24 protein-coding genes and 1 pseudogene are annotated in these 24,827 nt (G+C 72.0%); 12 read left to right on the top strand and 13 right to left on the bottom strand.

The window, feature by feature from the left end; genetic code table 11:
* The first annotated feature begins 1 nt into the window (after window position 1).
* The gene (locus NNL39_RS08570) at window positions 2–1,138 is read left to right on the top strand and encodes a serine hydrolase domain-containing protein (RefSeq protein ID WP_255158853.1); all 1,137 of its coding nucleotides are present in this window, start codon (window positions 2–4) and stop codon (window positions 1,136–1,138) included.
* Here NNL39_RS08570 and NNL39_RS08565 read toward each other — a convergent pair.
* Window positions 1,135–1,986 (bottom strand): PHP domain-containing protein, encoded by an 852-nt coding sequence (locus NNL39_RS08565; RefSeq protein ID WP_255158852.1) that lies wholly within the window; start codon window positions 1,984–1,986, stop codon window positions 1,135–1,137. The genes NNL39_RS08570 and NNL39_RS08565 overlap by 4 nt on opposite strands.
* Before the next feature lie 102 nt (window positions 1,987–2,088).
* Here NNL39_RS08565 and NNL39_RS08560 point away from each other — a divergent pair, with 102 nt between their 5' ends.
* From NNL39_RS08560 to NNL39_RS08550, 3 genes and pseudogenes are all read left to right on the top strand, one after another.
* Complete coding sequence (locus NNL39_RS08560) at window positions 2,089–3,108, top strand: endonuclease/exonuclease/phosphatase family protein (RefSeq protein WP_255158851.1); 1,020 nt, start codon at window positions 2,089–2,091, stop codon at window positions 3,106–3,108.
* Window positions 3,109–3,145: 37 nt separating this feature from the next.
* Complete coding sequence (locus NNL39_RS08555; protein WP_255158849.1) at window positions 3,146–4,633, top strand: aminopeptidase P family protein; 1,488 nt, start codon at window positions 3,146–3,148, stop codon at window positions 4,631–4,633.
* A 252-nt stretch (window positions 4,634–4,885) separates the two neighbouring features.
* A pseudogene (locus tag NNL39_RS08550) lies at window positions 4,886–6,169 on the top strand (DUF222 domain-containing protein); the annotation flags it as partial.
* Here NNL39_RS08550 and NNL39_RS08545 read toward each other — a convergent pair.
* On the bottom strand, window positions 6,166–6,798 hold the full coding sequence (locus tag NNL39_RS08545; RefSeq protein WP_255158847.1) for a general stress protein: 633 nt from the start codon (window positions 6,796–6,798) through the stop codon (window positions 6,166–6,168). The pseudogene NNL39_RS08550 and the gene NNL39_RS08545 sit on opposite strands and share 4 nt — an antisense overlap.
* Before the next feature lie 36 nt (window positions 6,799–6,834).
* Between NNL39_RS08545 and NNL39_RS08540 the strand changes: the two genes are divergently transcribed.
* The 4 genes from NNL39_RS08540 (at window position 6,835) to NNL39_RS08525 (ending at window position 11,224) form a co-directional block, all read left to right on the top strand.
* Window positions 6,835–8,157 carry a magnesium transporter MgtE N-terminal domain-containing protein gene (locus tag NNL39_RS08540; RefSeq protein WP_255158845.1) on the top strand — a complete coding sequence of 441 codons (1,323 nt, stop codon included), beginning with the start codon at window positions 6,835–6,837 and terminating at the stop codon, window positions 8,155–8,157.
* Window positions 8,144–8,728 (top strand): DUF1003 domain-containing protein, encoded by a 585-nt coding sequence (locus tag NNL39_RS08535; RefSeq protein ID WP_255158843.1) that lies wholly within the window; start codon window positions 8,144–8,146, stop codon window positions 8,726–8,728. Before NNL39_RS08540 ends, NNL39_RS08535 begins: the two co-directional genes overlap by 14 nt.
* A gap of 149 nt (window positions 8,729–8,877) precedes the next feature.
* The gene (locus NNL39_RS08530) at window positions 8,878–9,954 is read left to right on the top strand and encodes an Mrp/NBP35 family ATP-binding protein (RefSeq protein WP_255160919.1); all 1,077 of its coding nucleotides are present in this window, start codon (window positions 8,878–8,880) and stop codon (window positions 9,952–9,954) included.
* A 343-nt stretch (window positions 9,955–10,297) separates the two neighbouring features.
* A complete protein-coding gene (locus NNL39_RS08525; protein ID WP_255158841.1) occupies window positions 10,298–11,224 on the top strand; it encodes a LysR family transcriptional regulator in 927 nt (308 codons plus the stop codon).
* Between the two features lie 138 nt (window positions 11,225–11,362).
* Here NNL39_RS08525 and NNL39_RS08520 read toward each other — a convergent pair whose 3' ends face one another.
* A complete protein-coding gene (locus NNL39_RS08520) occupies window positions 11,363–11,752 on the bottom strand; it encodes a twin-arginine translocase TatA/TatE family subunit (protein ID WP_255158840.1) in 390 nt (129 codons plus the stop codon).
* A 62-nt stretch (window positions 11,753–11,814) separates the two neighbouring features.
* Here NNL39_RS08520 and NNL39_RS08515 point away from each other — a divergent pair, with 62 nt between their 5' ends.
* A complete protein-coding gene (locus tag NNL39_RS08515; protein ID WP_255158839.1) occupies window positions 11,815–12,444 on the top strand; it encodes an O-methyltransferase in 630 nt (209 codons plus the stop codon).
* Between the two features lie 55 nt (window positions 12,445–12,499).
* Here the strand turns inward: NNL39_RS08515 and NNL39_RS08510 are convergent, their stop codons facing one another.
* The 3 genes from NNL39_RS08510 to dapE form a co-directional block, all read right to left on the bottom strand.
* Window positions 12,500–12,667, bottom strand: coding sequence for a DUF3117 domain-containing protein (locus NNL39_RS08510; protein WP_255158837.1), 168 nt, complete (start codon window positions 12,665–12,667; stop codon window positions 12,500–12,502).
* Window positions 12,668–12,777: 110 nt separating this feature from the next.
* Entirely contained in the window at window positions 12,778–14,166 is a 1,389-nt protein-coding gene (locus NNL39_RS08505; protein WP_255158835.1) for a hypothetical protein, read from the bottom strand.
* Entirely contained in the window at window positions 14,148–15,191 is a 1,044-nt protein-coding gene (dapE, locus tag NNL39_RS08500) for a succinyl-diaminopimelate desuccinylase (protein WP_255160918.1), read from the bottom strand. Before dapE ends, NNL39_RS08505 begins: the two co-directional genes overlap by 19 nt.
* A gap of 117 nt (window positions 15,192–15,308) precedes the next feature.
* Between dapE and dapD the strand changes: the two genes are divergently transcribed.
* The gene (dapD, locus tag NNL39_RS08495) at window positions 15,309–16,322 is read left to right on the top strand and encodes a 2,3,4,5-tetrahydropyridine-2,6-dicarboxylate N-succinyltransferase (RefSeq protein ID WP_255158833.1); all 1,014 of its coding nucleotides are present in this window, start codon (window positions 15,309–15,311) and stop codon (window positions 16,320–16,322) included.
* A 66-nt stretch (window positions 16,323–16,388) separates the two neighbouring features.
* On the opposite strand, the gene NNL39_RS08490 is transcribed toward dapD, so the two are convergent.
* The 6 genes from NNL39_RS08490 to NNL39_RS08465 form a co-directional block, all read right to left on the bottom strand.
* Complete coding sequence (locus NNL39_RS08490; protein WP_255160917.1) at window positions 16,389–17,705, bottom strand: citrate synthase; 1,317 nt, start codon at window positions 17,703–17,705, stop codon at window positions 16,389–16,391.
* A gap of 166 nt (window positions 17,706–17,871) precedes the next feature.
* Window positions 17,872–19,044: a succinyldiaminopimelate transaminase gene (dapC, locus tag NNL39_RS08485; RefSeq protein WP_255158832.1), complete on the bottom strand. Its 1,173-nt coding sequence runs from the start codon at window positions 19,042–19,044 to the stop codon at window positions 17,872–17,874.
* Window positions 19,045–19,054: 10 nt separating this feature from the next.
* Entirely contained in the window at window positions 19,055–19,372 is a 318-nt protein-coding gene (fdxA, locus tag NNL39_RS08480) for a ferredoxin (RefSeq protein WP_255158831.1), read from the bottom strand.
* Window positions 19,369–19,824 carry a hypothetical protein gene (locus tag NNL39_RS08475; RefSeq protein ID WP_255158830.1) on the bottom strand — a complete coding sequence of 152 codons (456 nt, stop codon included), beginning with the start codon at window positions 19,822–19,824 and terminating at the stop codon, window positions 19,369–19,371. The genes fdxA and NNL39_RS08475 overlap by 4 nt, the downstream gene beginning before the upstream one ends.
* A gap of 19 nt (window positions 19,825–19,843) precedes the next feature.
* Window positions 19,844–20,956, bottom strand: coding sequence for a branched-chain amino acid aminotransferase (locus NNL39_RS08470; RefSeq protein WP_255158829.1), 1,113 nt, complete (start codon window positions 20,954–20,956; stop codon window positions 19,844–19,846).
* Between the two features lie 170 nt (window positions 20,957–21,126).
* Window positions 21,127–22,173, bottom strand: a complete 1,047-nt coding sequence (locus NNL39_RS08465; protein WP_255158828.1) for a 3-isopropylmalate dehydrogenase — start codon at window positions 22,171–22,173, stop codon at window positions 21,127–21,129.
* A gap of 151 nt (window positions 22,174–22,324) precedes the next feature.
* Here NNL39_RS08465 and NNL39_RS08460 point away from each other — a divergent pair, with 151 nt between their 5' ends.
* A complete protein-coding gene (locus tag NNL39_RS08460; protein WP_255158827.1) occupies window positions 22,325–22,591 on the top strand; it encodes a DUF6458 family protein in 267 nt (88 codons plus the stop codon).
* A 114-nt stretch (window positions 22,592–22,705) separates the two neighbouring features.
* On the opposite strand, the gene serA is transcribed toward NNL39_RS08460, so the two are convergent.
* Complete coding sequence (gene serA, locus NNL39_RS08455) at window positions 22,706–24,298, bottom strand: phosphoglycerate dehydrogenase (RefSeq protein WP_255158826.1); 1,593 nt, start codon at window positions 24,296–24,298, stop codon at window positions 22,706–22,708.
* A gap of 121 nt (window positions 24,299–24,419) precedes the next feature.
* Here serA and NNL39_RS08450 point away from each other — a divergent pair, with 121 nt between their 5' ends.
* On the top strand, window positions 24,420–24,827 hold the full coding sequence (locus tag NNL39_RS08450; protein WP_255158825.1) for a DoxX family protein: 408 nt from the start codon (window positions 24,420–24,422) through the stop codon (window positions 24,825–24,827).

Here is a 24,827-nt window from a genome sequence, read left to right as displayed (position 1 = left end):
CATGGCGACGCCGCGCGCCCTCGCCCTCACGGTGCTGCTCGCCGCGCTGCTGGCGGGGTGCGGGGCCTCGCCCGCGGGCGGGGAGCGCGCCGGCGGCGGCGCGGATGCGCAGAGCATCCAGCACCACGCGATGCGCTCGGCCGCGAGCGACGCGGTGCTCGTCGCGACGCTGGCCGATGATGCCCCCGGATGCTCCGCCGCAGTCGGCCGCGACGCAACGGTGCTCTGGGCCGGGGCGCGCGGGCTCGCCGACCTGACCGCGGGCACGCCGCTGACGACCGGCACGAGGTTCGAGGTGGCGTCGGTCTCGAAGCAGTTCACCGCAGCCCTCGTGCTGTCGCTCGCGCGCGACGGACTGCTGCGCCTCGACGACCCCGTGAGCACCCACGTGTCGGGGCTGCCCGCCTGGGGCCGCACCGTGACGCTCGAGCAGCTGCTGCACCACACGGCGCGGCTGCCCGACTTCTGGATCGAGCTCGAGGCGGTGGGAATCGGCTTCAGCGACCCGGCCGACCAGCAGACGGTGCTCGCCGCGATCCGGCGCGTCGACGCGCCGCTCGACGGCACGGGCTACGCGTACGCGAACAGCCACTACGTGCTGCTCGCCGCCGCCGCCGAGAGCGTCACGGGCGAGCCGTTCGCAACGGCCCTCGCGACCCGCGTCCTGCAGCCCCTCGGCATCGAGGCGACGGTCGAGCCGGCACTCGCGGCGGCCGACATCGCCGTGGGCCACGGGGTCGACAGCGTGCCGGTCACCGCGGCCTGGGCGGTCGCCGGACCGGTCGGCATCGTCACGACGCCGAGCGAGCTCGTGCGGTGGGCCGCACAGTTCGCGCCGGGCGGGCTGCTCGCCGTCGCCGACGCCGGCGCCGTCGACTCGTCGGCGGGCGCCACCGACGCGCCCGATGACGACCGGCCGGGCGAGCGCTACGGCGCGGGGATCCGCATCGCCGCCGATGGCACGCTCTTCCACGCGGGCCGCTGGGGCGGCTCGGTGAGCGTCGTCCGGGTCAGCGCCGACCGCGAGCTCGCGATCGCGGTGACCTGCAATCAGCGGGATGCTCCGCGCATGGAGCTCGCGGACACCCTCACCGAGCTCTGGGTCGGCGCCGGCCACACACCGGGCAGCGCGCCCTAGGCGCGAACGGGCGGAACACCCCGCGTCGCGGCGACGAGGCGCTCGAGCGCCTCGGGGGTCGTCGTGTTCTCGGCGAGCCGATTGGGCTTGCCCTCGCCGTGGTAGTCGCTCGAACCGGTCACGACCAGGTCGTACTGCGCTGCGAGCTCGAGCAGGCGCGCCTGCCCGTCGGGCGTGTTCTCGCGGTGGCCGACCTCGAGGCCCACGAGTCCGGCCTCGACCAGGCGGGCGAGCGACTCGCCATCGACGACGGCCTCGCGGCCGCGGGTCGCGGGATGAGCGAGCACGGGGGCACCGCCGGCCTCGGCGATCATCCTGACCCCATCGAGCACCGTGGGGGCCTCGTGAGGCAGGTAGTAGCCCCCCGAGAAGTGCAGGATCGACTCGAAGGCCGCGCTGCGGTTCGGCACGATGCCCCGCGCCACGAGCGCGTCGGCAATGTGCGGGCGGCCGATCGAGACGCCGCCGCTCTGAGCAAGAACGTCGTCCCACGTCACGTCGTAGTCCTCGGACAGCCGGGCGACCATGCGCTCGGCGCGGTTGAGCCGGTCGTCGCGCGTGCGCGCCGTCTCGCGCACGATCGCCGTGTCGTTCGGGTCGAAGAGGTAGCCGAGCACGTGCACGCTGCGCCACTCGTGGCGCGTGCTCAGCTCGATGCCGCGGATCACCTGCAGCCCGCTGCCCGCGGCCGCCGTGAGCGCCTCGTCCCAGCCCGCAGTCGAATCGTGGTCGGTGATCGCGACGGTGTCGAGCCCCGCCTCGATCGCCGCGCGGATCAGCTGCGTCGGCGTCTCGGTGCCGTCGCTCACGCTGCTGTGCGTGTGCAGATCGATCGGGCCGCGGGTCATACCGCCATGCTACGGGCGGGATGCTGGGCGGGCGGGCGCACGGGCGGCGAGCATCCCGCGCTCAGATTCTGCTTCGGAGGCGGCCGGTAGGCTCGACGCACCATGATCCGACGCATCCTCGCCGCCGTCATCATCGTCGGAGTCGCCGCGGCGATGCTCGTGATCGCCTGGCCCGGGCTGTTCGGCGTCGCCGACGCACCGCTCATCGCGCAGCTCGTCTCGGTGCGCGCGCTCAGCTCGGCGCTCGCCATCGGGGCGGCCGTCACCCTCGCGCTGCTCGCGATGCTGTGGGCGGCCGCGCGGCGCTTCCTCGCGGCGCTCGCCCTGCTCGCGGTGCTCTTCGCGGGCATCAACGTGGCCGTGCTGTCGACGCGCGGGTTCGGCAACGAATCGTTTCCGACGCGCGCCCCCGCCGAACTCGCCGTGCTCACCTGGAACACCCTCGGCGACGCGCCCGGCGCCGAGCGCATCGCCGACCTCGTCATCGCCGAGCAGGCCGACATCGTCGTGCTGCCCGAGACGAGTCAAGACACGGCCGTCGCGATCGCCGAACTCACGCGCACTCAGGGCCGGCCGATGTGGGTGTACTCGATCGCCTTCGACTACGTCGCCAAGGCCCGGTCGACGAGCGTGCTCGTCTCGGTTGACCTCGGCGAGCACGTCGTCGACGATTCGCTCGGCAACACCTCGGTGCTGCCGAGCATCGTGCTGCGGCCGATCGACGGCACCGGGCCGACGATCATCGGCGTGCACCCCGTGGCCCCCCTCCCCGGCGAACTCGACAACTGGCGCGCCGACCTGCGCTGGGTCGAGTCGGTGTGCCGCGGCGAGGAGGTCATCCTCGCCGGCGACCTCAACGCGACCGCCGACCACTTCCGCGTCGTCGACCCCGAGGCGGGCGTCGCCGGTCTCGGCTTCGGCGACTGCCGCAACGCCGGCCTCCTGACGGGCAACGGCGCGGTCGGCACCTGGCCCACGCGTCTGCCGCCGCTGCTCGGCGCCCCGATCGACCACGTGTTCGTGACACCCGACATCACCGTGACGGGCATGCGCGTCATCACGACCGAAGACGGCAGCGGTAGCGACCACCGACCCGTGATGGCGCGGCTCATCCTCGACTGACGACGGGCGAGCATCCGGCCGGTGCCAGAATGAAGGCATGACCGACGGCAAGGATGCTCCGCGCGCGACCGAGAACCGCTCGACCACCCCGGCGAGCGACGTGTTCCGCACCTACATCTCGAGCGGCTGGGCCGAGCGACCCGCCCCGGCGACCTCGGAGCGCCCCGTTGCCGCGCGTGCCGCCGAGCGCCGCGGCCGCCTGTCGGCGCTCTACCCCGGCGTGCGCCTCGTGCTGCCCGCCGGCCCCGCCAAGCAGCGCACGAACGACACCGACTACCCGTACCGTGCGCACTCGGCCTTCGCGCACCTGACGGGCTGGGGCGCCGACACGGTGCCCGGCAGCGTGCTCGTGCTCGAGCCGGCCGCCGACGCGCATGTCGCGACGCTGTACTTCCGCGAGGGGGCCGGCCGCGACTCGGACGAGTTCTACGCCAACCCCGAGATCGGCGAGTTCTGGACGGGGCCGCGCCCCTCGCTCGGCTCGGTTGCCGCCGATCTGGGGCTCGCGACGGCCGGGCTCGACGCGGTCGACGCCGTGTTCGCGGCGCTCGAGGCCGACGGCACGGTCGAGACCCTCATCGTGCGCGAGGCCGACCGCGCCCTGACCGATCGGCTCGACGGCATCCGCCTGCTCGCGGGGCCGAACGAGGACGTCGACCCGGCGCGCGACGAGCAGCTCGCGCGCGACCTCAGCGAGCTGCGGCTCGTGAAGGATACGTGGGAGATCGCCGAGATGCGCCGCGCCGTCGCCGCCACGCAGCAGGGCTTCGACGACGTCATCGGCGACCTGCCCGCGATCGTCGCGCACCCGCGCGGCGAGCGGCTCGTCGAAGGCACCTTCAACCGCCGCGCGCGCGCCGAGGGCAACACGGTCGGCTACGACACGATCGCCGCGAGCGGGCCCCACGCGTGCATCCTGCACTGGACCCGCAACGACGGGCCCGTCGTGCCCGGCGACCTCATCCTCATCGACGCGGGCGTCGAGCTCGACAGCTACTACACCGCCGACATCACCCGCACCCTTCCGGTGTCGGGTGTCTTCACCGACGTGCAGCGCCGGGTGTACGAGGCCGTGCGCGAGGCGGCCGACGCGGCGTTCGCGATCGTGCGGCCGGGCATCCGGTTCAGAGAGATTCACGCGGCGGCGATGCAGGTGATCGCGCAGAAGACGGCGGAGTGGGGCTTGCTGCCCGTCTCGGCGGAGGAGAGCCTCGCGCCCGACGCCGGCTACCACCGCCGCTACATGGTGCACGGAACCTCGCACCACCTCGGCCTCGACGTGCACGACTGCGGGCAGGCGCGGCGCGAGATGTACATGGACGGTGTCGTCGCCGCTGGAATGGTCTTCACGATCGAGCCGGGGCTGTACTTCCAGCCCGACGACCTCACCGTGCCCGCGGAGTACCGCGGCATCGGTGTGCGCATCGAAGACAACATCCTCGTGACCGCCGACGGGGCCGAGAACCTGTCGGCCGGCATTCCGCGCACCGCCGATGCGGTCGAAGAATGGATGCGGGGGCGCTAGCCGTCGTCGCGCGGGGCTCGGCGGCTCCTCCACAGGGCCGCCTAGGCACGACTTCTCCCAAGATTGCCCGCACCCTCTTGATCGAACATATGTTCGATGAAACCATGGACGCATGGCATCACCCCCGCCCCTCGAGCACCTCGCCACGGTCGTGGCCGCGCTCGAGCGTGAGCCGCTCAACGCCGAGGCGCTGCGCGAACTGGGCGATGCCGACCTGCTCTCGCTGACCGATCTCGGCGCCAGCGCGCGTCGGCTGCTCGACGCTCGCACCGCGCTCATCGCCGGCGAACTCGCCCGACGCTCGCGCCCCGAGCTCGCGCACGACGGCCTCGCCCAGCGGCTCGGGCATCGCACGGCCGAAGATCTCGTCCGGGTGACGACGGGCGAGTCCCACGCGACGCCGCCACCGCGGTCAACGCCGGGCGGCTCCTCGCCGCCGCGAGCGGTGAGCCCGGCCGGCTCGCCGATCCCGACGACCTGCCGCCCGCGCCCGAGCACCTCCGGCCGGCGATCGCCGCGGCGCGCAGCGGCGTCGTGGGCGCCGCGGCGCTCGACGCCATCCGGTCGGGGCTCGGGGACCCGAACCCCGTCGTCTCCTCTGCATCACTCCGCGCTGCGTGCGAGCGCCTCGTCGAGGCGGCCGCATCGCTCGACGTCGATCGACTGCACCGACTCGCGCGGCAGCTGCGCGAGGGCCTCGACAGCGAGGCGATCGTCGATCGCGAGCGAGCGCAGCGCGATGCTCGCTCCTTCCGTATCACGACCCTGCCCGACGGCATGTCCCGTGCGACATGGATGCTCGATCCCGAGTCGGCCATCCTGGTTCGCGAGCTCGTCGATCGCGCTGTCTCGCCGAAGCGGCGCACGGTGCAGTTCACCGACCCCGACGACATCGAGAAGGCCGCGCGCATCGCCGATGACGACCGCACGCCCGAGCAGTACGCGTCGGATGCCCTGCTCCACCTCCTCCTCGCCGGAGCCGATGCCGACTCGAGCATGATGCTCGGCACCGGTGCTCCGGGCGTGCGGGTTCTCGTGACCGCGCGCGACCTGCGGCTCGACACCGGTTCCGCGTCGTTCGAGGCCTCCGCCGGCCAGCCCGACGGAACCGTCATCGCGCTGCCGACGGTGCGGCGGCTGCTGTGCGCGGGCACCCAGACGCCCATCCTCGTCGGCTCGACGGGTCAGCCGCTCGATGTGGGTCGGTCGCAACGGCTCTTCACCGCACGCCAGCGCCTCGCCCTCGCGGCCCGCGACGGAGGGTGCCGATGGCCCGGGTGCGAACGACCACCCAGCTGGTGCGAAGCGCACCACATCGACCAGTGGATGCGCGATGACGGTGAGACGAACGTCGAGGCGGGCGTCCTGCTCTGCCGACATCACCACCTCCTGCTGCACGACCAGGGGTGGAGCATCCAGCGCGCCGAGCGGTCACCTGACTACGAGCTCGTGCCTCCGGCGAGCGTCGACGCGCAGCAGCGCCCTCGCCGAATGCCCAGCCGTAGCCGGGAGTGGCAGCGCGCGATAGCGAGCTAGCGCTTCGTTGCAGACTCGTCAGCCGCGGGACCAGCAGCAGAGTCAGCGTCGGCTTCAGTACCTCCGGCCGGAGGCGCGTCGAGCGGCCGCGCGGCGGACGTGGGCGCGTCCGAAGGAGCGGTCTCGGGAAGCGGCGGCGGCCAGGTCGACCCTCCGGCAAGAGCCTGCCGCGCGCGAGCCGTCTGACTCGGATCGATGATGATCTGGTAGCTGCTCGCGAGCACCTGGTGGGTCGATCCGAAGTCGCGACGACGACGGTTGATCGCGTAGGTCGTGATGCCGAAGATCATGCCGAACCCCGAGCCGATGAAGGCCGCGGCGAGGATGAACGACAGTTGAGGTTCCGGCGAGAACAGGAAGAGCAGCATCCCGAAGAACAGGCCCAGCCAGGCCCCGCTCGCGGCCCCCGAGAGCGCTGCCCGCCCGTAGCTCAAGCGGCCGGTGATGCGCTCCACCGTCTTCAGATCGCTGCCCACGATCGCGATGCCCTTGACCGGAAACTCGGCCTTGGCGAGCCGATCGACGACCTTCTGGGCCTCGGGATACGTCTCGTACTCGCCCAGCACGTCGCCACGCGGCACAGTCAGCGATGCTGAGGAGCGGCGCGCGAAGGGGCTCGAATTGCTCACCCCGTCATTCTGACAGCCCGGGGATATGGTTGAGCCGTGAGCACCGCCCGAGTCTTCGTCGCGCGCCTGTCGGGGTGCGCCGTCTTCGACCCCGCGGGCGACCGCGTGGGTCGCGTGCGCGATGTGCTCGTCGTCTACCGGCGTAACGATCCGCCGCGGGTCGTAGGCCTCGTCGTCGAGGTTCCTGGGCGGCGCCGCGTCTTCCTGTCGATCGGCCGCGTCACGAGCATGAGCGGCGGGCAGGTCATCACCACCGGGCTCATCAACCTGCGTCGCTTCGCGCAGCGCGGCGGCGAGGTGCGCGTGCTCGCCGAGCTCGTCGGCCGCTCGGTGACGCTCCGCGAGGGCGGCACCTCGGCGACGATCGAAGACGTCGCGATTCTCGAGTCCGGCCCGGGTGAGTGGGCCGTCGACCAGCTCTTCGTGCGCAAGCCGCGCGCCGTGCCCACCCCGTTCTCGAAAGGCAGCACCCTCTTCGTTCGGTGGAGCGACGTCGCCGAGGACGCCGCAGCGGGCCAGCCGCAGAGCGCCGAGCAGCTCGTCGCCGCCTACAACGAGCTGCTGCCTGCCGACCTCGCCACCTCGTTGCTCGAACTGCCCGAGTCGCGCCGCATCGAAGTCGCCGAAGAGCTCTCCGACGAACGACTCGCCGACGCCCTCGAAGAGATGCCCGAGACCGAGCAGGTGCAGATCATCTCGCAGCTCGACGACGAGCGCGCCGCCGATGTGCTCGACCAGATGGAGCCCGACGACGCCGCCGACCTCATCGCCCAACTGCCGGTGCTGCGGGGTGAGGCCCTGCTCGACCTCATGGAGCCGGAAGAGGCCGACGACGTCCGCTTCCTGCTGAGCTACGACGCCGACACCGCGGGCGGACTCATGACGACCGAGCCCATCATCGTCTCGGCCGATGCGACGGTCGCCGAAGGGCTCGCCCTCATCCGTCGTCACGAGCTCGCCCCCGCGATCGGGGCTGCGATCTGCGTCACCCTGCCCCCGTACGAGCCGCCCACCGGCCGCTTCCTCGGCATGGTCCACTTCCAGAGGATGCTCCGCTACCCGCCGCACGAACGGCTCGGCACGATCCTCGACCGCAGCGTCGAGCCGGTCAGCCCCGAGACGTCAGCCGCCGAAGTCTCACGGCGCCTCGCGAGCTACGACCTCGTGTCGTTGCCCGTCGTCGACGAGCACCACCGGCTGGTGGGCGTCGTGACGATCGACGACGTGCTCGACTACCTCCTGCCCGACGACTGGCGCAGCGCCGATCACGAGGGGACGCCCCCCGCGGGAAGCCCCGCCGCGGCCTCACGCCGTCGCGGCACCGTTGCCGCACGAAGGGCCGGTCATGGCACGGCGTGAGGGCGATCGCCGTCGGGGCTCGCGCCGCCCCGAGGTGCGCCTCGACTCACCCAAGGGCATGCGCACGCCGTTCGTGCCGCGGTTCTCGAGCGGCAACGACCGCATGGGGCGGTTCTCGGAGGCGTTCGCGCGCGGCATGGGAACGCCGTGGTTCCTCGTCGGCATGTCGGTGTTCGTCGTCGTCTGGCTCGTCTACAACTCCGTCGCGCCGGTCGACGCGCAGTTCGACCCGCGCGCCCTCAACTTCACGCTGCTCACGCTCATCCTCTCGCTGCAGGCTTCGTACGCCGCGCCGATGATCCTGCTCGCGCAGAACCGGCAGGACGACCGCGACCGCGTGCAGATCGAGCAGGACCGCCAGCGCGCCGAGCGCAACCTCGCCGACACCGAGTACCTCGCGCGCGAGGTCGTCGCGCTGCGCCTGGCGATGAAGGACGTCGCGACGAAAGAGTTCCTGCGCTCTGAGCTGCGCGCCCTGCTCGACGAGCTCGAGCGTCGCGACGACGAGAACGACGCCCAGGCCGAGGCCGCCGCCGAAGACGACCTGGCCCGCAACGCCCGCGACCGATGACGCCCAGCACTCCCCCGCCGCCGCCGCCCAGCGACGAGCAGCACCCGGTGCGCGGCGCACGCGCCGACGCGAGGGCACACGCCGACGCGACGGCACACACCGACGCGACGCCCCCCGCCAGCGACGAGCAGCACCCGCTCGCGCTCGCCGTGCGGCAGGCGCTCGCGCGGGTCATCGACCCCGAGATCCGGCGCCCCATCACGGAGCTCGACATGGTGCCGCGCGTGCGCGCGCAGGGCGACCGCGTCGACATCGATCTGCGGCTGACGATCGTCGGCTGCCCCGCGGCGAGCGCGATCGAGCGCGATGTGCGGGCGGCCGCATCCGGGGTCGACGGGGTCGGCGAGGTGGCGGTCGACGTCGGGGTCATGGATGCCGCGACGCGCGATGCCCTCATCGCGCGCCTGCGCGGCGACCGGCCGACCGGTCACCCGTTCACGGCCGACTCGCTCACGCGCATCATCGCCGTCACGAGCGGCAAGGGCGGCGTCGGCAAGTCGACGCTCACGGCGAACCTCGCGGTCGCCCTGGCCGGGCGAGGGCTGCGCGTGGGGCTCATCGATGCCGACGTGTTCGGCTTCTCGATCCCGGGCCTGCTCGGCATCGCCGACGCCAAGCCGACCCAGGTCGGCGGGCTCATCATGCCGCCGCGCGCGCACGGCGTGGCCGTGATCTCGATCGGCATGTTCGTGGATGCCCGCACCGCGGTCTCGTGGCGGGGGCCCATGCTGCACCGCACCGTGCAGCAGTTCCTCACCGACGTGCACTTCGGCGACCTCGACGTGCTGCTGCTCGACATGCCTCCCGGCACGGGCGACGTGGCGATCTCGGCCGGGCAGCTGCTGCCGCACGCCGAGGTGCTCGTCGTGACGACGCCGCAGCAGGCCGCGGCCGATGTCGCCGAGCGCTCAGGACTCGTCGCCCGCCAGACGGGGCAGACCGTCATCGGCGTCGTCGAGAACATGGCGGGGCTCGCGCAGCCCGATGGCAGCGTGCTCGAGCTCTTCGGCTCGGGCGGCGGTGCGGAGACGGCGGCGCGCCTCGAGGTGCCGCTGCTCGCGCAGATCCCGCTGAGCATCGCCCTGCGCGAGGGCGGCGACGCCGGTGAGCCGATCGTGCTGCGTCCGGGCGACGCGGCGGGCGACGCGATCACGCGGCTGGCGGGCGAGCTGGCCGCGCGCGGTCGAGGACTCGCGGGCCGCAAGCTCGGCCTCAGCCCGCGCTGACCAGAAGGGGCGGCCGCGATTCGCGTCGCGCCAACGACGACGGCCGCCGGATCCCGCGCCCGCCCCTGGAAAGGCGAGCACGAGGTCCGACGGCCGTCGCGGGAGCGCCCGAGGGCGCCGGGCTCAGCGCTGGATCGCAGGAACGCGACGGTAGCCGTCGCGAGCAGCGGTCACGATCGTCGCGGCAACAGCGGCGACAGCGAGAAGGGCGATGGTGATGAGCACGGCGGTCATGTCGGGGGTCTCCTTGGTTTCCTGAACAGGTCTATTCCACCGCGCGTCAGTGTTTAGCACAATCGATACTTTCTGAACTAATACTTCAGTTTGTCTTTAGTATTGGAGTATGGACATCCGCCGCCTCCAGCTGCTGCGCGAGCTCGCCGACCGAGGCAGCATCACCGCCGTCGCCACGGCAACCCACCGCACCGCATCCGCCGTCTCGCAACAGCTCAAGGTGCTCGAGGCCGAGGTCGGCGTTCCCCTCACCGAACGCCACGGGCGCGGGATCGTGCTCACCGGAGCGGGCCTCGCGCTCGCCGACACCGCCCGCCGCATCGCCGTGGCGATCGAATCGGCTGAAGCGCTCTGGCTCGAGTTCACGCAGAGCCCCCAGGGCTCGGTCTCGGTCAGCGCGTTCCCGACGGCCGGGCAGATGCTGCTGCCGGGTGTGCTGCGCGCGATCGCCAGCGAGCCGGGCCTCGAGGTCGTCATCACCGACCACGACATGCCGTTGCCCGACTTCGCGCAGCTGACGCCCGACTACGACATCGTCATCGCCGATTCGCAGGGCATCCCCGCCCATTGGCGCGAGAACGGGCTGCGCGTCGTGCCGCTCATGACCGAACCGTTCGACGTCGCGCTGCCCGCCGGCCACCCGCTCGTCGAGAAGAGCGTCGTGCGGCTCACCGACCTCGTCGACGAACCGTGGATCGGCGCTCCGACGGGCTACCCCTACGACCGCGTGCTCGAGCGCCTGGGGGCGGCCGTCGGGCGCGAGCCCCGCATCGTGCAGCGCGTCATGGACAACCTCATCGTCGAGCGACTCGTCGCCGCGGGCATCGGCATCGCCATCCTGCCGCGGTTCACGACCCGCAGCCACGGCAACGGCATCGTCACCCGCCCCATCACGGGGTTGCCCGCCGAGCGGCAGATCTCGGCGCTCATGCGTGCCGACCGGGCCGAGCGACCGAGCGTGCGCCGCGTGCTCGAGCTGCTCCAGGCCGAGGCGACGCGGGTCGTCGAGGGCTACCGCACGGTCGGCGAGCGCTGAGCGGGCGACTCCCCCCACGAGCAGCGGGGCACGAGCCCCGCGAGAACGCTGAGCGGGTGACTCACACCCCGAACAGCGGGGCACGAGCTCCGGGCGAGCTCCGCGCGAGCCTTGGCCGGGCATCCCGCCAGACGAGACCTAGGTCGCCTCGGAGTCGAACGGCGCGGGCCTGCCCTCGCGGATCAACCGCTGCCGCTGCGCGTACGCCGACTCGCGCACCGGCGCCGCAGCACCGGCCCCCGCGGCCTGACCCGGGCGGGTCGCCGGCGCGGGCTCGTCCGTGAGCGCCTCGCGGATGATGCGGCGCGGGTCGTACTGGCGCGGGTCGAGCTTCTTCCAGTCGACGTCGTCGTAGTCGGGACCCATCTCGTCGCGCATGCGCTCTTTGGCACCGTTGGCCATGTCGCGCAGAGAGCGGATGAGCCGCCCGAACTGCGCGGCGTAGCCCGGCAGGCGGTCGGGGCCGATGAGGATGACCGCGATCAGCCCGATGAGCAGCAGCTTCTCGAACGTCAGACCCCAGGACACCCCTCGAGAATAGCCCGGTCGGCTGAGGTCTTCGCCCTAGGCTGGGGCGGAGAAGGAGCACCGTGGCCAGCAAAGACCTGTCGTGGAAGTACGTCGAAGACCAGACGGTCGAACCCGACGTCGTCCGCGGCGCGCGCGCGCAGTCGCTCGAGCTCGGCGTCGAGGCCGTGAGCCCCGCCACGGGAGCCCAGCTCGCCGTCATCGCCGCCGCCCTCGCGGCCGAATCGATCATCGAGATCGGCACCGGCATCGGCGTCTCGGGCCTCTGGCTGCTGCAGGGGGCTCCGGATGCGCAGCTCACCTCGATCGACGTCGAAGCCGACCACCACGAAGCCGCCCGCCGGCACTTCACGGAGGCCGGGCACGCACCCGCACGCGTGCGCCTCATCACGGGACGCGCAGCCGACGTGCTCCCGCGCATGAACGAGCACGACTACGACGTCGTGCTGATCGACGCCGACGCGGCATCGCTGCTCGAGTACGTCGAGCACGCACTGCGCCTCGTGCGCGCGGGCGGTGCCGTGCTGGTTCCGCACGCGCTGTGGCGCGACACCGTGGCCGACCCCGCCAAACGCGACGGCGTGACGGCCGACCTGCGCGGGCTGATCGCCGAGCTGCGCGAATCGCCGGCTGTGCACGTGGCGATCTCGCCCGTCGGCGATGGACTGCTGCAACTGATCACCGCGCGCTGAGTGCGGCGCAGTGGTGCGACCGCGCCGAGGGCGCGGCGAGCGACGTCGGGGTGCGCTAGCCGATCGCGGCCGCGAGCGCGTCGTGCAGCTCTTTGGCCTCGTCGTCGTTGACCGACACCACGAGGCGTCCGCCACCCTCGAGCGGCACGCGCACGATGATGAGGCGACCCTCCTTGACAGCCTCCATCGGGCCGTCGCCGGTCCTGGGCTTCATGGCTGCCATGTGGTCTCCCCTTTCGCTGAACAGTGCCTTTTATTATCCCTCACAGTCGCCCAACGGCTAAATCGAGCGGGCCCGCACAGCACCGGGTTCAGCGGCTGTTCACCCGCCGATCAGGGCGGGGTCCAGTCGTAGCCGTCGACCCACCAGCCGATATGCACCCACGCGATCTGGCCGAGCACCCCGAGCACGATCGCGAGCACGGCGAGGCCGACCCGCAGCCCGCGCGCCGCTGCGGGCGACCATCCCCCGGCGATGCGGCCGGTGCCGACGCTCACGATGCCGAGCGCGAGCGCTCCGAGCACGGGAGCGAGCGGCACGAGCAGCCGGAACGTGCTCGACTGCGGGAAGAACACCGCGAGCAGGTAGAGCGCATAGGCGACGATCCAGAACCGCAGCTCGATCGGCATGCGGCGCATCGCGGGCAGGGCGAACGCCGCTGCCGCGAGGGCCAGCACCGCGATCAGGATGACCGGCCCGAGCACCTCCCCCGCCGACCACGGCAGCCCCGGCAGCGCGGGGCCCGGCCACCACTGCTGGCCCGCCCACCACTGCGCCCCCTGCCACCACGGCGTGAACGGCAGCAGGTCGACGTCGCCGATGTACGGCCGGCGCCAGGCGAGCTCGGTCTCGAGGTACCCGCGCAGCTCGCCCGTCGAGAGCGCGACGATGCCCGGCCAGGCGAGGCCGGCGAAGCCGGCGACGACGGCCGCCGCACCGAGCCGCACCCGCTCGCGGGTCTCGAAGGGCTCGTCGCGGCGGCGCATCCACCGCCAGCCCCACACCAGCACGAGCAGCAGGGCGAAGGCGAGCCCGCTCGGCCGCGTGAGCGCCATGACGGTGACGACGACGGGCAGCAGCACCCAGCGCCGATCGAGCACGAGGATGAGCGCACCGAACAGCAGCGCGAGGTGCAGCGACTCCGCGTAGCCGACCTGCATGATGGGCGAGAGCGGGGCGACGCAGAAGAGCGCGGTGGCGAGCATCGCGGTGCCCGCGGTGAGCCAGCGCCGGGCGAGCACGAAGAACAGCAGCGCGGCCGCAAGGCTCGCGAGCACCGAGATCGTCACCGCGACCGCCGCGAATCCCTGCGCCGAGAAGTCGCCGGTCAGGGCCATGCCGATGCGCACGAGCCCCGGGTACACGGGCATGAAGGCCCACGCGCTCTCCCCCGCGAGTCCCTTCTCGTCGCGCGGAATCTCATCGGGGTACCCGACCGCGGCGATGATGTAGTACCAGTGGGCATCCCACAGCCGGGAGAAGTCGAGGTAGCCGGGGGTCGCGCCCGTCCACGCGTTCTCGCCCTGCCGCGACGCGAACGACAGCAGGATGCTCGTGGTGATGACCCGCGAGGCACCCCAGATGCCCAGCACGCCGACCCACCAGGGCAGGCGGCGCAGGCGATCGAGCGCGGCACCACCCCGGCTCGCGGGTGCCCCCGCGCGGGCGCGCAGGTCGGCGAACGCCGTCGGCCGCTGCGCGCTCACGCCCCGCTCAACCACGCCCGCAGCCCGCGCTCGCAGGCGATGATCTGCTCGACCGGCACGCGCTCATCGTCGGTGTGCGCGAGCGAGGGGTCGCCGGGGCCGTAGTTGACGGCGGGGATGCCGAGCTCGGCGAACCGGGCGACGTCGGTCCAGCCGTACTTGGGCGCCGGGGTGCCGCCGACCGCGGCCATGAAGTGCTGCGCGAGCGGCGCATCCAGCCCCGGGCGCGCCCCGCCGGCCGCGTCGGTAACGGTCAGGCGCAGTTCGGGGGCCGCGGCGCTGAACAGCTCGCGCAGGTACTGCTCGGCCTCGGCGACGCTCTTGTCGGGGGCGAAACGGTAGTTGACGGTCAGCACGGCGTCGTCGGGGATGACGTTGCCCGCGACTCCCCCGCTGACGGCCACCGCGTTGAGGCCCTCGCGGTAGACGAGTCCGTCGACCTCGATCGCGCGCGGCTCGTAGGCGGCGAGCGCCGCGAGGGCGGTTGCGAGGGCGTGGATGGCGTTCTCGCCCATCCAGGCGCGGGCCGAATGCGCGCGACGCCCGGTCGCCCGCAGCTCGACGCGCATCGTGCCGTTGCAGCCGCCTTCGACGACGGCGTTCGACGGCTCGCCGAGAATCGCGAAGTCGGCCGCGAGCAGCTCGGGCCGCGTGCGCGCGAGCCGGCCGAGGCCGTTGAGGCTCGCCTCGACCTCCTCGTGGTCGTACCAGACCCACGTCACGTCGTAGGCGGGCGCCTCGAGTGCGACCGCGAGCGCGAGCATGACCGCGCAGCCGCCTTTCATGTCGACCGTGCCGCGGCCGTGCAGCGTGCCGGTGAGGGCGTCGCCCTCGAGGCGGCTGGGCAGGTTGTCGTTGACTGGCACCGTATCGATGTGGCCCGCGATCACGACCCGCTGCGCCCGGCCGAGGCGCGTGCGGGCGACGATCGCGTCGCCGTCGCGCAGCACCTCGAGGTGCGGGGCGTGGATGCTCAGCGCGCGCTCGATCGCGTCGGCGAGCATCCGCTCATCGCCTGAGACGCTCGCGATGTCGACCATCGCCGCCGTCAGCGCCACGACGCCCTCGTGAACCGGCAGCTCGGCGGGCGCTGCGGTCGGCGCTACGGTCTGCTCGGTCACGACTCCAGGGTAATGCGGCGCCGGTAGCCTGGAGGCATGTCGAGCCCCGCCGCCCCGTCCGCCCGCGAGACCCCCGTCGCCACCGATTCCGAGCGCGCCACGCGCCACGCCTGGGGCTATGGCCTCGTCACGTTGCGCATCGCCGACGGCGCCGAGCTCGACACCTGGTATCCGCACCCCGCCCTGGGCACGCTGCCGCACGGGCGCGACCCGTACATCGTGCCCGCCGAGATCGAGCACCTGCAGGGCGAGGACGCGCGGCGGGGCGTGCGCCGCGAGGCCCGCACGATCTCGATCGACCTCGATGCGCCGCCGGCATCCACCCCCGATGCCTACCTGCGCCTACACCTGCTGAGCCACCGCCTCGTCGCGCCCAACACGCTGAACCTTGACGGCGTGTTCGGCCACCTGCCGATCGTCATGTGGACGACCGCCGGACCCATGCACCCCGACGACTTCGACGCGCGCCGCCCCGCGCTGCAGCAGGCGGGCATCTCGGCGCTCGGCATCGACAAGTTCCCGCGCCTGCTCGACTACGTCACGCCGCCGCGCGTGCGCATCGCCGACGCCTCGCGCGTGCGCCTCGGCGCCTACGTCTCGCCCGGCACGACCGTCATGCACGAGGGCTTCATCAACTTCAACGCCGGCACGCTCGGCGCGTCGATGGTCGAGGGCCGCATCAGCCAGGGCGTCGTGGTCGGCGACGGCAGCGACATCGGCGGCGGCGCCTCGATCATGGGCACGCTCTCGGGCGGCGGCACGCATCGCATCGCGATCGGCGAACGCGCGCTGCTCGGCGCCAACAGCGGCATCGGCATCTCGATCGGCGACGACTCGGTCGTCGAGGCGGGCCTCTACGTGACGGCCGGCCAAAAGGTCGTCGTCGTCGACGGCACCGTCGGCGCCGACGGGCAGCCGCGCACCGTCAAGGCCGCTGAGCTCTCGGGCGCGCCGGGGCTGCTGTTCCGCCGCAGCTCGCTCACGGGCGCCGTCGAGGTGCTGCCCCGCACGGGCGCGGGCGTGCAGCTCAACGAGGCCCTGCACGCGTAGGCCGAGCCGGTTCGGGATGCTCGGCGCGAGCATCCCGCGTCGGCGACGGCCCCGGGGCCGGGTCGGCTAGCGCTGCGGCCAGTCGCGCGCGCCCGAACCCGTGTAGAGCTGCTGCGGACGCCCGATCTTCGTCTGGGGGTCGTCGTTCATCTCGCGCCAGTGGGCGATCCAGCCCGGCAGGCGGCCGATGGCGAAGAGCACCGTGAACATGCGCGTCGGGAAGCCCATGGCCTTGTAGATGACACCCGTGTAGAAGTCGACGTTCGGGTAGAGCTTGCGCTCGATGAAGTAATCGTCGGCGAGCGCGATGGCCTCGAGCTCGCGCGCGATCTGCAGCAGCGGGTCGGAGACGCCGAGGTCGGCGAGCACCGCATCCACGCTCTCCTTGACCAACTTGGCGCGCGGGTCGTAGCTCTTGTAGACCCGGTGGCCGAAGCCCATGAGCTTGATGCCGTCTTCCTTGTTCTTGACCCGCTCGACGAAGCGCTCGACGCTCTCGCCGGAATCGCGGATGCGCGCGAGCATGTCGAGCACAGCCTCGTTGGCGCCGCCGTGCAGCGGACCCGAGAGGGCGTTGATGCCCGCCGAGATCGAGGCGAAGAGGTTCGCGCCCGTCGAACCGACGAGACGGACGGTCGAGGTCGACGCGTTCTGCTCGTGGTCTTCGTGCAGGATCAGCAGGCGGTCGAGCGCCTTCACGAGCACGGGGTTCACCGCGTAGGGCTCGGCCATGATGCCGAAGTTGAGGCGCAAGAAGTTCTCGACGAAGCCGAGCGAGTTGTCGGGGTACAGGAAGGCCTGCCCGATCGCCTTCTTGTGGGCGTAGGCGGCGATGACCGGCAGCTTGGCGAGCAGGCGGATGGTCGAGATCTCGACCTGCTCGGGGTCGTGCGGGTCGAGCGAGTCGCCGTAGTAGGTCGACAGGGCGCTCACGGCGCTCGAGAGCACCGACATGGGGTGCGCCTGGTGCGGCAGCGAGTCGAAGAAACGCTTGAGGTCTTCGTGCAGAAGGGTGTGGCGGCGCACGCGCGAGTCGAAGTCGGCGAGCTCGCTCGGCGTCGGCAGCTCGCCGTAGATGAGCAGCCAGGCCACCTCGAGGAACGTCGAGTTGGCGGCGACGTCGTCGATCGCGTAGCCGCGGTAGCGCAGGATGCCCTGCTCACCGTCGATGTAGGTGATCGCGCTCTTCGTCGACGCGGTGTTGACGAAGCCGTAGTCGAGCGCGGTGAGCCCGGTCTGGCGCGTGAGCGACGAGAGGTCGATGCTCGCGGCACCCGCGACACTCGGCAGGATCGGGAACTCGGCCGTGCCGCCCGGGAACTGCAGCGTCGCCTTCTGGCCCGTGCCGGTCGATGCGCCGTTGGTCGGTACGCCGTCGTTCAGTGCGCCGTCGCTCACTGCGCCTCCTCGCGGGATGTGATCGGGGTGTGATCGGTCTGTGGGGGCGGGGTCCCGAGAACGAGCCATGGTGGTGGTGGCGGCTCGGGAGTGACCCGCTTACAGCCTATGCGCAAAGGCGCACCAGTCACGCACCGCCCAACAGGGGGGCTCAGGCCTTGGAGAGATGCGCCAAACGCGCGGCGGCGGCGGCGTTGCGCTCGTCGGTCGCCGTGAGCGCGAGCCGCACGTGCTGCGAGGCCTCGCCCTCGTAGAACGTGCCGGGTGCGGCGAGGATGCCGTGCTCGGCGAGCAGCGCGATCGTCGCGAGCGCCGGCTCGCCGCGCGTGCACCACAGGTAGAGGCCCGCTTCCGAGTGGTCGACGCGGAAACCCGCACCCTCGAGGGCGGGGGCGAGCACGGCCCGCCGCCCGCGGTAGCGCTCACGCTGCTCGGCGACGTGCGCCTCGTCGCCGAGGGCCGCGACCATGGCCGCCTGCACGGGCGCGGGCGGGATGAGCCCGGCGTGCTTGCGCACCTCGAGCACCTGCCGCACGATCGCCTCGTCGCCCGCGAGGAACGCGGCGCGGTAGCCCGCGAGATTCGACTGCTTGCTGAGCGAGTACACGCTCAGCAGGCCCGTGCGGTCGCCGTCGGTGACGCGGGGGTCGAGGATGCTCGGCACGCGCTCGGCAGCGGCCCACTCCTCCGCGCCCGACCCTTCCGCGCCCGACCCTGCCCCGGCTGTCGCACCCCAGGCCTCGGGCCGCCAGCCCAGCTCGGCATAGCACTCGTCGTTGACGAGCACGGCCCCGAGCTCGCGGGCGCGCGCGACCGCGGCGCGCAGCGCGGGCACGCCGAGCACGGCTCCCGTCGGGTTGCCCGGACTGTTGAGCCAGACCAGGCGGGTGGATGCGGGCCACTCGGCGGGGTCGTCGGTCGCGAGGCCGGACGCGCGGGCGAGCACGGATCCGACGGCGTAGGTCGGGTAGGCCGTGCGCGGATAGACGACGGTGTCGCCCGGACCGAGGCCGAGCAGCAGCGGCAGGAGGCCGACGAGCTCTTTGCTGCCGATCGTCGGGAGCACGGCATCCGGAACCAGCCCCGTCACGCCACGGCGGCGGGCGTACCAGTCGACGATCGCGTCGCGCAGGGCGGGCGTGCCCATCGTCTGCGGGTAGGCGTGCGCATCGGTCGCGGCCACGAGGGCGTCGCGCACGACCGCGGGCGTGGCGTCGACGGGCGAGCCGACCGAGAGGTCGACGATGCCGTCGGCGTGCTCACGCGCTCGGGCGGCGTACGGTGCGAGCGAGTCCCAGGGGAAGTCGGGTAAAGCGATACCCACGATGGTGCGGCTACGCCTGCGGCGGAACCGCGGCGACGATCGGGTGGTCGCCGGGCAGCACGCCGACCTTGGCGGCTCCGCCGGGCGAACCGATCTCGCTGAAGAACTCGACGTTCGCGGTGTAGTAGTCCGCCCACTGCTCGGGCACGTCGTCTTCGTAGTAGATCGCCTCGACGGGGCACACGGGCTCGCACGCACCGCAGTCGACGCACTCGTCGGGGTGGATGTAGAGCATCCGGTCGCCCTCGTAGATGCAGTCGACGGGGCACTCGTCGATGCAGGCGCGGTCTTTGACGTCGACGCAGGGCAGGGCGATCACGTAGGTCACGGCAGTGGTCGTTCCTTCACTTCGGGATGCGCTGTCGAGGTGGCAGTCGCGGACCCCTCCATCGTATCGGCACGCGACTGGGGAGCCCGCTGGATGTGCGGCCAGGCGAGCGCGAGGAACGCGATCGCCGTGATGCCGACCAGCCAGGCATAGCCGACCGTGTTGGCGGGCACGAGCACCGAACCGCCCGTCGCCGTCGCGAGTAGAGCGCTGACGCCGCCGACACCCAGGGCACCCGCCGCCGCAGGGGTGCGCACGCCGCCCCAGGCCCGCAGGCCGACGATGTAGAGGGCGACCGTGATGAGCGCGATCCCCACCCCGATGGGCGGCAGCGACTGGTGCGCGAAAGTGCCGATGAGCCCGAGCACGACGCCGCCGCCGAGGCACAGCGCGGCGACGCCCGCGCGCTCGAGCGCGCTCATGCGAGCGAAGTCGGGATCGATGGCGAGCACGGGTGATCGACCGTCGTGATCAGGCGTCGAGCCGCAGCATCCACCCGTGCGGGTCGGGGCGGCGGCCGTACTGGATGTCGGTGAGCTCGGCACGCAGCGACATCGTCAGCTCGCCCGCCTCGGCGTCGGCGCTGCCGATCTCGAAGTCGGCGGCCTTGATGAGCGCGATTGGCGTGACGACCGCGGCGGTGCCGCACGCGAACGCCTCGACGATGTCACCGGATGCCGCGCCCTCGCGCCACTCGTCGATGCTGACACGGCGCCGCTCGACGGTGTGGCCGCGGTCTTCGGCGAGCTGCAGGATCGAGTCGCGCGTGATGCCCTCGAGGATCGAGTCGCTCTGCGGCGTCACGAGCGTGCCGTCTTTGTAGACGAGCACGATGTTCATGCCGCCGAGCTCCTCGAGCCACTTCCCCTCGACCGAGTCGAGGAACAGCACCTGGGCGCAGCCGTGCTCCGCCGCCTCCGCCTGTGCGACGAGCGAGGCCGCGTAGTTGCCGCCCGTCTTCGCGGCGCCCGTGCCGCCCTTGCCGGCGCGCGAATACTGGGTCGAGAGCCAGATCGACACGGGCTTCACGCCGCCGTGGAAGTAGGCGCCGGCGGGCGAGGCGATGACGTAGAACGCCACCTTGTGGGCGGGGCGCACGCCGAGGAAGGCCTCCTTGGCGAACATGAAGGGCCGCAGGTACAGGCTCGTCTCGGGTGCGCTCGGCACCCAGTCGCCGTCGATCGCGATGAGCTGCCGCAGCGCCTCGATGAAGTACTGCTCGGGCAGCTCGGGCAGGGCGAGGCGCTTCGCCGAGCGCTGCAGGCGACGCGCGTTCGCGTCGGGGCGGAACGACCAGATCGATCCGTCGGCGTGGCGGTAGGCCTTGAGTCCTTCGAAGATCTCCTGCCCGTAGTGCAGCACCGAGGCGGCCGGGTCGAGCGCGATGGGGCCGTAGGGCTGCACGCGCGGGCGGTGCCAGCCGCCCATCTCGCTCCAGCAGATGTCGACCATGTGGTCGGTGAAATGCTTGCCGAAACCCGGGTCGGCGAGGATCGCCGCGCGCTCGTCGACGGGTCGCGCGGTCTCGTTGGGGGTCACGGCCCACGTGAGCTCGCGGGTGGCCATCGGCAGCAGGTTCGTCATGGGGATCCTCGAGGGTCGCCGGCGCCCGAAGGCCCCGGAAGAGCGTGGATACAGCGTACTCTGCGGGGGCTCGCGCGGCCGGGCGGCAGGGACGCCCGAGGAGTAACGCAGCCGGGCGGCAGGGACGCCCGAGAGGTCAACGCGGCCGGGCGGCGGGGACGCCCGAGGGGTCACCGCAGCCGGGCGACGATGGCGTCTCCGACCTCGCTCGTGCGGCGGGGTGACTGGCCCCGCTCGGCGAGGTCGGCGAGCACCGCGGTGCGCACGCGCGCCGCGGCATCCGGAAGCCCCTGCTGCTCGAGCAGGATCGCGACCGACAGGATCGCGGCGGTCGGATCGGCCTTCTGCTGGCCCGCGATGTCGGGGGCGGAGCCGTGCACGGGCTCGACCATGCTCGGGAACGCGCCGTCGGGGTTGAGGTTGCCCGAGGCCGCGAGCCCGATGCCGCCGCCGATCGCCGCCGCGAGGTCGGTGAGAATGTCGCCGAACAGGTTGTCGGTGACGATCACGTCGAAGCGCGACGGGTCGGTCGCGAGGAAGATCGTCGCGGCGTCGACGTGCAGGTAGTCGACGGCGACGGAGGCGAACTCGGGCGCCACGCGGTCGACGGTGCTCTGCCACAGCGCGCCAGCGTGCACGAGCACGTTGGTCTTGTGCACGAGCGTGAGCTTCTGGCGGCGCGCGGCGGCCTGAGCGAAGGCGAAGCGCACGACGCGCTCGACGCCGTACGCCGTGTTGATCGACACCTCGGTCGCGACCTCGTGCGGGGTGCCCTGGCGGAATCGGCCGCCGTTGCCGACGTAGGGGCCTTCGGTTCCTTCGCGCACGACGACGAAGTCGACCGCGCCCGGGTCGCGCAGCGGCGACGCGATGCCGGGGGCGAGCAGCGTCGGCCGCAGGTTGACGTAGTGGTCGAAGGCGAAGCGCAGCTTGAGCAGCAGCCCGCGCTCGATGATGCCGCCCGCGAGGCGGGGGTCGCGCGGGTCGCCACCGACCGCGCCGAACAGGATCGCGTCATGGCGCGCGAGGGCGGCGAGGGTGTCGTCGGAGAGAATCTCGCCCGTCGCGAGGTAGTGCTCGGCACCGAGCGCGTACGCCGTCTCGGTCAGGGCGACGTCGTCGCCGACGGCCGCGCGCAGGGCCTTGAGCGCCTCGGCGGTGACTTCGGGACCGATGCCGTCGCCGCCGATGACGGCGAGGTCGAGCGTTCGCTTCACAGTTCTCTCCCCGGTGTGCACATGCCGCCGGAAAGCTCGGCGGACGACAGTGCTTCCAGGCTAGTGGGGATGTCAGAGCCGCTTGTCAAGGGGGTGCGCGCCTGCACGGCCGACCCATAGAGTCCTCACCGAATCGAAAGGAGCTCCCACAATGAGCATTGGATTCGGAATCTTCCTCTTCGCCGTCGGCGCCATCCTGGCCTTCGCGGTGAACGTCACGCTCGACTGGATCGCGCTGTCGACCGTGGGGTATATCCTCATGGCCGCCGGTGTCGTGATGATCCTCATGGGCGCCGTGCTGATGGCGCGCAAGCGCTCGTCGGTCACGACGCAGCACACGCATGTCGACCCCGCGAGCGGCGAGGCCGTCACGCGCCGCGAGTCGATCGCCTCCGACCCGGTCGACGACCGCGTCTAGACCGGTCACGACCGGTCACGACCACGAAGAGCGCCCGTCGACGACGGGCGCTCTTCTGCGTGCGGGTGCCGACCGCTCGACGGACTCCTGCGCGACGGGCTCCTGCTCGACGGGCTACTGCTCGACGATCGTGATCTCCCGCATGACGGTCGCGTCGATCGCCGTGCGCACGCGCTCAAGCAGTTCATCGGGCACGCGCGAGTCGACCGTGAGCACGCTCAGCGCCTGGCCGCCGGCCGTGCGCCGAGCGATCTGCATGCCGGCGATGTTGATCGAGGCCTCGCCGAACTCCTTGCCGTAGATCGCCACGATGCCGGGCCGGTCGGTGTAGATCATGACGATGAAGTGCTGCGCCATCGGCACCTCGACGTCGTACCCGTTGATCTCGACGATCTTCTCGACCTGCTTGGCGCCGACGAGCGTGCCGCTCACCGAGAGCTGCGTGCCGTCGCTCAGCGAGCCGCGGATGGTCAGCAGGTTGCGGTACTCCTCGCTCGTTGCCTCGGTGAGCAGGCGCACGGCCACGCCGCGCTGCTCGGCGAGCAACGGTGCGTTGACGTAGCTGACCTGCTCGCTCGAGATGCGGCTGAAGATGCCCTTGAGCGCGGCGAGCTTGAGCACGTTGACGTCATGCGCGACGATCTCGCCGCGCACCTCGACGTCGATGCTCGCGAACGAGGCGTCGGCGAGAGCCGCGAACACCTGGCCGAGCTTCTCCATGAGCGGGATGCCCGGCCGCACGGTCGGGTCGATGACGCCGCCCGCCACGTTGACGGCGTCGGGCACGAGCTCGCCGTCGAGCGCGAGGCGCACCGACTTGGCGACCGAGACGCCCGCTTTCTCCTGGGCCTCATCCGTCGAGGCGCCGAGGTGCGGCGTGAGCTGGATGGTGGGCAGGTCGAGCAGGGGCGAGCCGACGGGCGGCTCGTGCACGAACACGTCGAGGCCGGCGCCGGCGATCTGGCCGGTGGCGAGCGCCTCCCGGAGGGCATCCTCGTCGATGATGCCGCCGCGGCTCGCGTTGACGATGCGCAGGGTCGGCTTCGCCATCGCGAACTGCGCCGCGCCGATGAGGTTCGTCGTCTCGGGCGTCTTGGGAATGTGGATCGTGATGAAGTCGCTGCGCTGCATGAGCTCGTCGAGCGTCACGAGCGTCACGCCGAGCTGCTGCGCGCGCGCGGGCGGCACGTAGGGGTCGTAGGCGATGAGCTCGACGCCGAACGCGGCGAGGCGCTGGGCGACGAGGACGCCGATGCGGCCGAGGCCGACGACGCCCACCGTCTTCTCGTAGAGCTCGACGCCCGTGAACTTCGAGCGCTTCCACTCGCCCGCCTTCATCGAGGCGTTCGCGTCGGGCACGTGGCGCGCGAGCGAGAGCAGGTGCGCGATCGCGAGTTCGGCGGCGCTGATGACGTTGCTCGTCGGAGCGTTGACGACCATGACACCCGCAGTCGTCGCGGCGGGAACGTCGACGTTGTCGAGACCCACGCCCGCGCGCGCGATGACCTTGAGCGCGGTTCCCGCGGCGATGGCCTCCGCATCCATCTGCGTGGCCGACCGGATGAGCACCGCCGAGGCGTCGGCGAGCGCGGCGAGCAGTGCCGCACGATCGGTGCCGTCGACCTGGCGGATGTCGAAGTCGGGCCCGAGGGCGTCGACGGTGGCGGGGCTGAGTTCTTCGGCGATGAGCACGACCGGCTTGGGCACGGGGTGAGGTCCTTACGCAGAGAGGTACCGACAAGAGGTGCGGTGGTATGCGGTGGCCTACGCCAGTGGGGGCGACCGGTGCTCACAGGGTATCGCAGGGCGTGCGGGCAGAATGGCGGCCATGGTGCTGATGGCGGCGACGGATGCGGGGCTCGCGCCCATCGACCTCGCCCGTGTGATCACGGCCATCGTCTTCCTCGGCATCGGCGTCACCCACTTCGTGCCGCCCATCGTGCGGGGCATGGCGGCGATGGTGCCCGCGGTGTTCCACGGTCGGCCCTTCTCACCGGTGGCCTGGGTCTGGGTGACGGGCGTCGCCGAGATCGCGGGCGGGCTCGGACTGCTGTGGGAGCCGACGCGCGCCGCCGCGGGCATCGCGCTCGCGGTGTTCCTCGTGTGCGTCTTTCCCGCGAACGCCTACGCGGCCCGGCACCGGGATCGCTTCGGCGCGATCGCCGTGCCGTTCTGGCCACGACTGGCGATGCAGGTGCTGCTCATCGCCCTCGTGCTGTGGGTGGGGTTGGGCTGA

Origin of the sequence: Microcella humidisoli (assembly GCF_024362325.1) — a bacterium.
Taxonomy (GTDB): Bacteria; Actinomycetota; Actinomycetes; order Actinomycetales; family Microbacteriaceae; genus Microcella; species Microcella humidisoli.
Note: the sequence above shows the minus strand (reverse complement) of the source record. Positions and strands in the feature narration are given on the sequence as shown.

Excerpts from the sequence above, each read along its gene's own strand:
- NNL39_RS08570 (WP_255158853.1), top strand. The coding sequence starts at position 2 with ATGGCGACGCCGCGCGCCCTCGCCCTCACGGTGCTGCTCGCCGCGCTG.
- NNL39_RS08565 (WP_255158852.1), bottom strand. The coding sequence starts at position 1,986 with ATGACCCGCGGCCCGATCGATCTGCACACGCACAGCAGCGTGAGCGAC.
- NNL39_RS08560 (WP_255158851.1), top strand. The coding sequence starts at position 2,089 with ATGATCCGACGCATCCTCGCCGCCGTCATCATCGTCGGAGTCGCCGCG.
- NNL39_RS08555 (WP_255158849.1), top strand. The coding sequence starts at position 3,146 with ATGACCGACGGCAAGGATGCTCCGCGCGCGACCGAGAACCGCTCGACC.
- NNL39_RS08535 (WP_255158843.1), top strand. The coding sequence starts at position 8,144 with ATGGCACGGCGTGAGGGCGATCGCCGTCGGGGCTCGCGCCGCCCCGAG.
- NNL39_RS08525 (WP_255158841.1), top strand. The coding sequence starts at position 10,298 with ATGGACATCCGCCGCCTCCAGCTGCTGCGCGAGCTCGCCGACCGAGGC.
- NNL39_RS08510 (WP_255158837.1), bottom strand. The coding sequence starts at position 12,667 with ATGGCAGCCATGAAGCCCAGGACCGGCGACGGCCCGATGGAGGCTGTC.
- dapE (WP_255160918.1), bottom strand. The coding sequence starts at position 15,191 with ATGGTCGACATCGCGAGCGTCTCAGGCGATGAGCGGATGCTCGCCGAC.
- dapD (WP_255158833.1), top strand. The coding sequence starts at position 15,309 with ATGTCGAGCCCCGCCGCCCCGTCCGCCCGCGAGACCCCCGTCGCCACC.
- NNL39_RS08470 (WP_255158829.1), bottom strand. The coding sequence starts at position 20,956 with ATGACGAACCTGCTGCCGATGGCCACCCGCGAGCTCACGTGGGCCGTG.
- NNL39_RS08460 (WP_255158827.1), top strand. The coding sequence starts at position 22,325 with ATGAGCATTGGATTCGGAATCTTCCTCTTCGCCGTCGGCGCCATCCTG.
- NNL39_RS08450 (WP_255158825.1), top strand. The coding sequence starts at position 24,420 with ATGGTGCTGATGGCGGCGACGGATGCGGGGCTCGCGCCCATCGACCTC.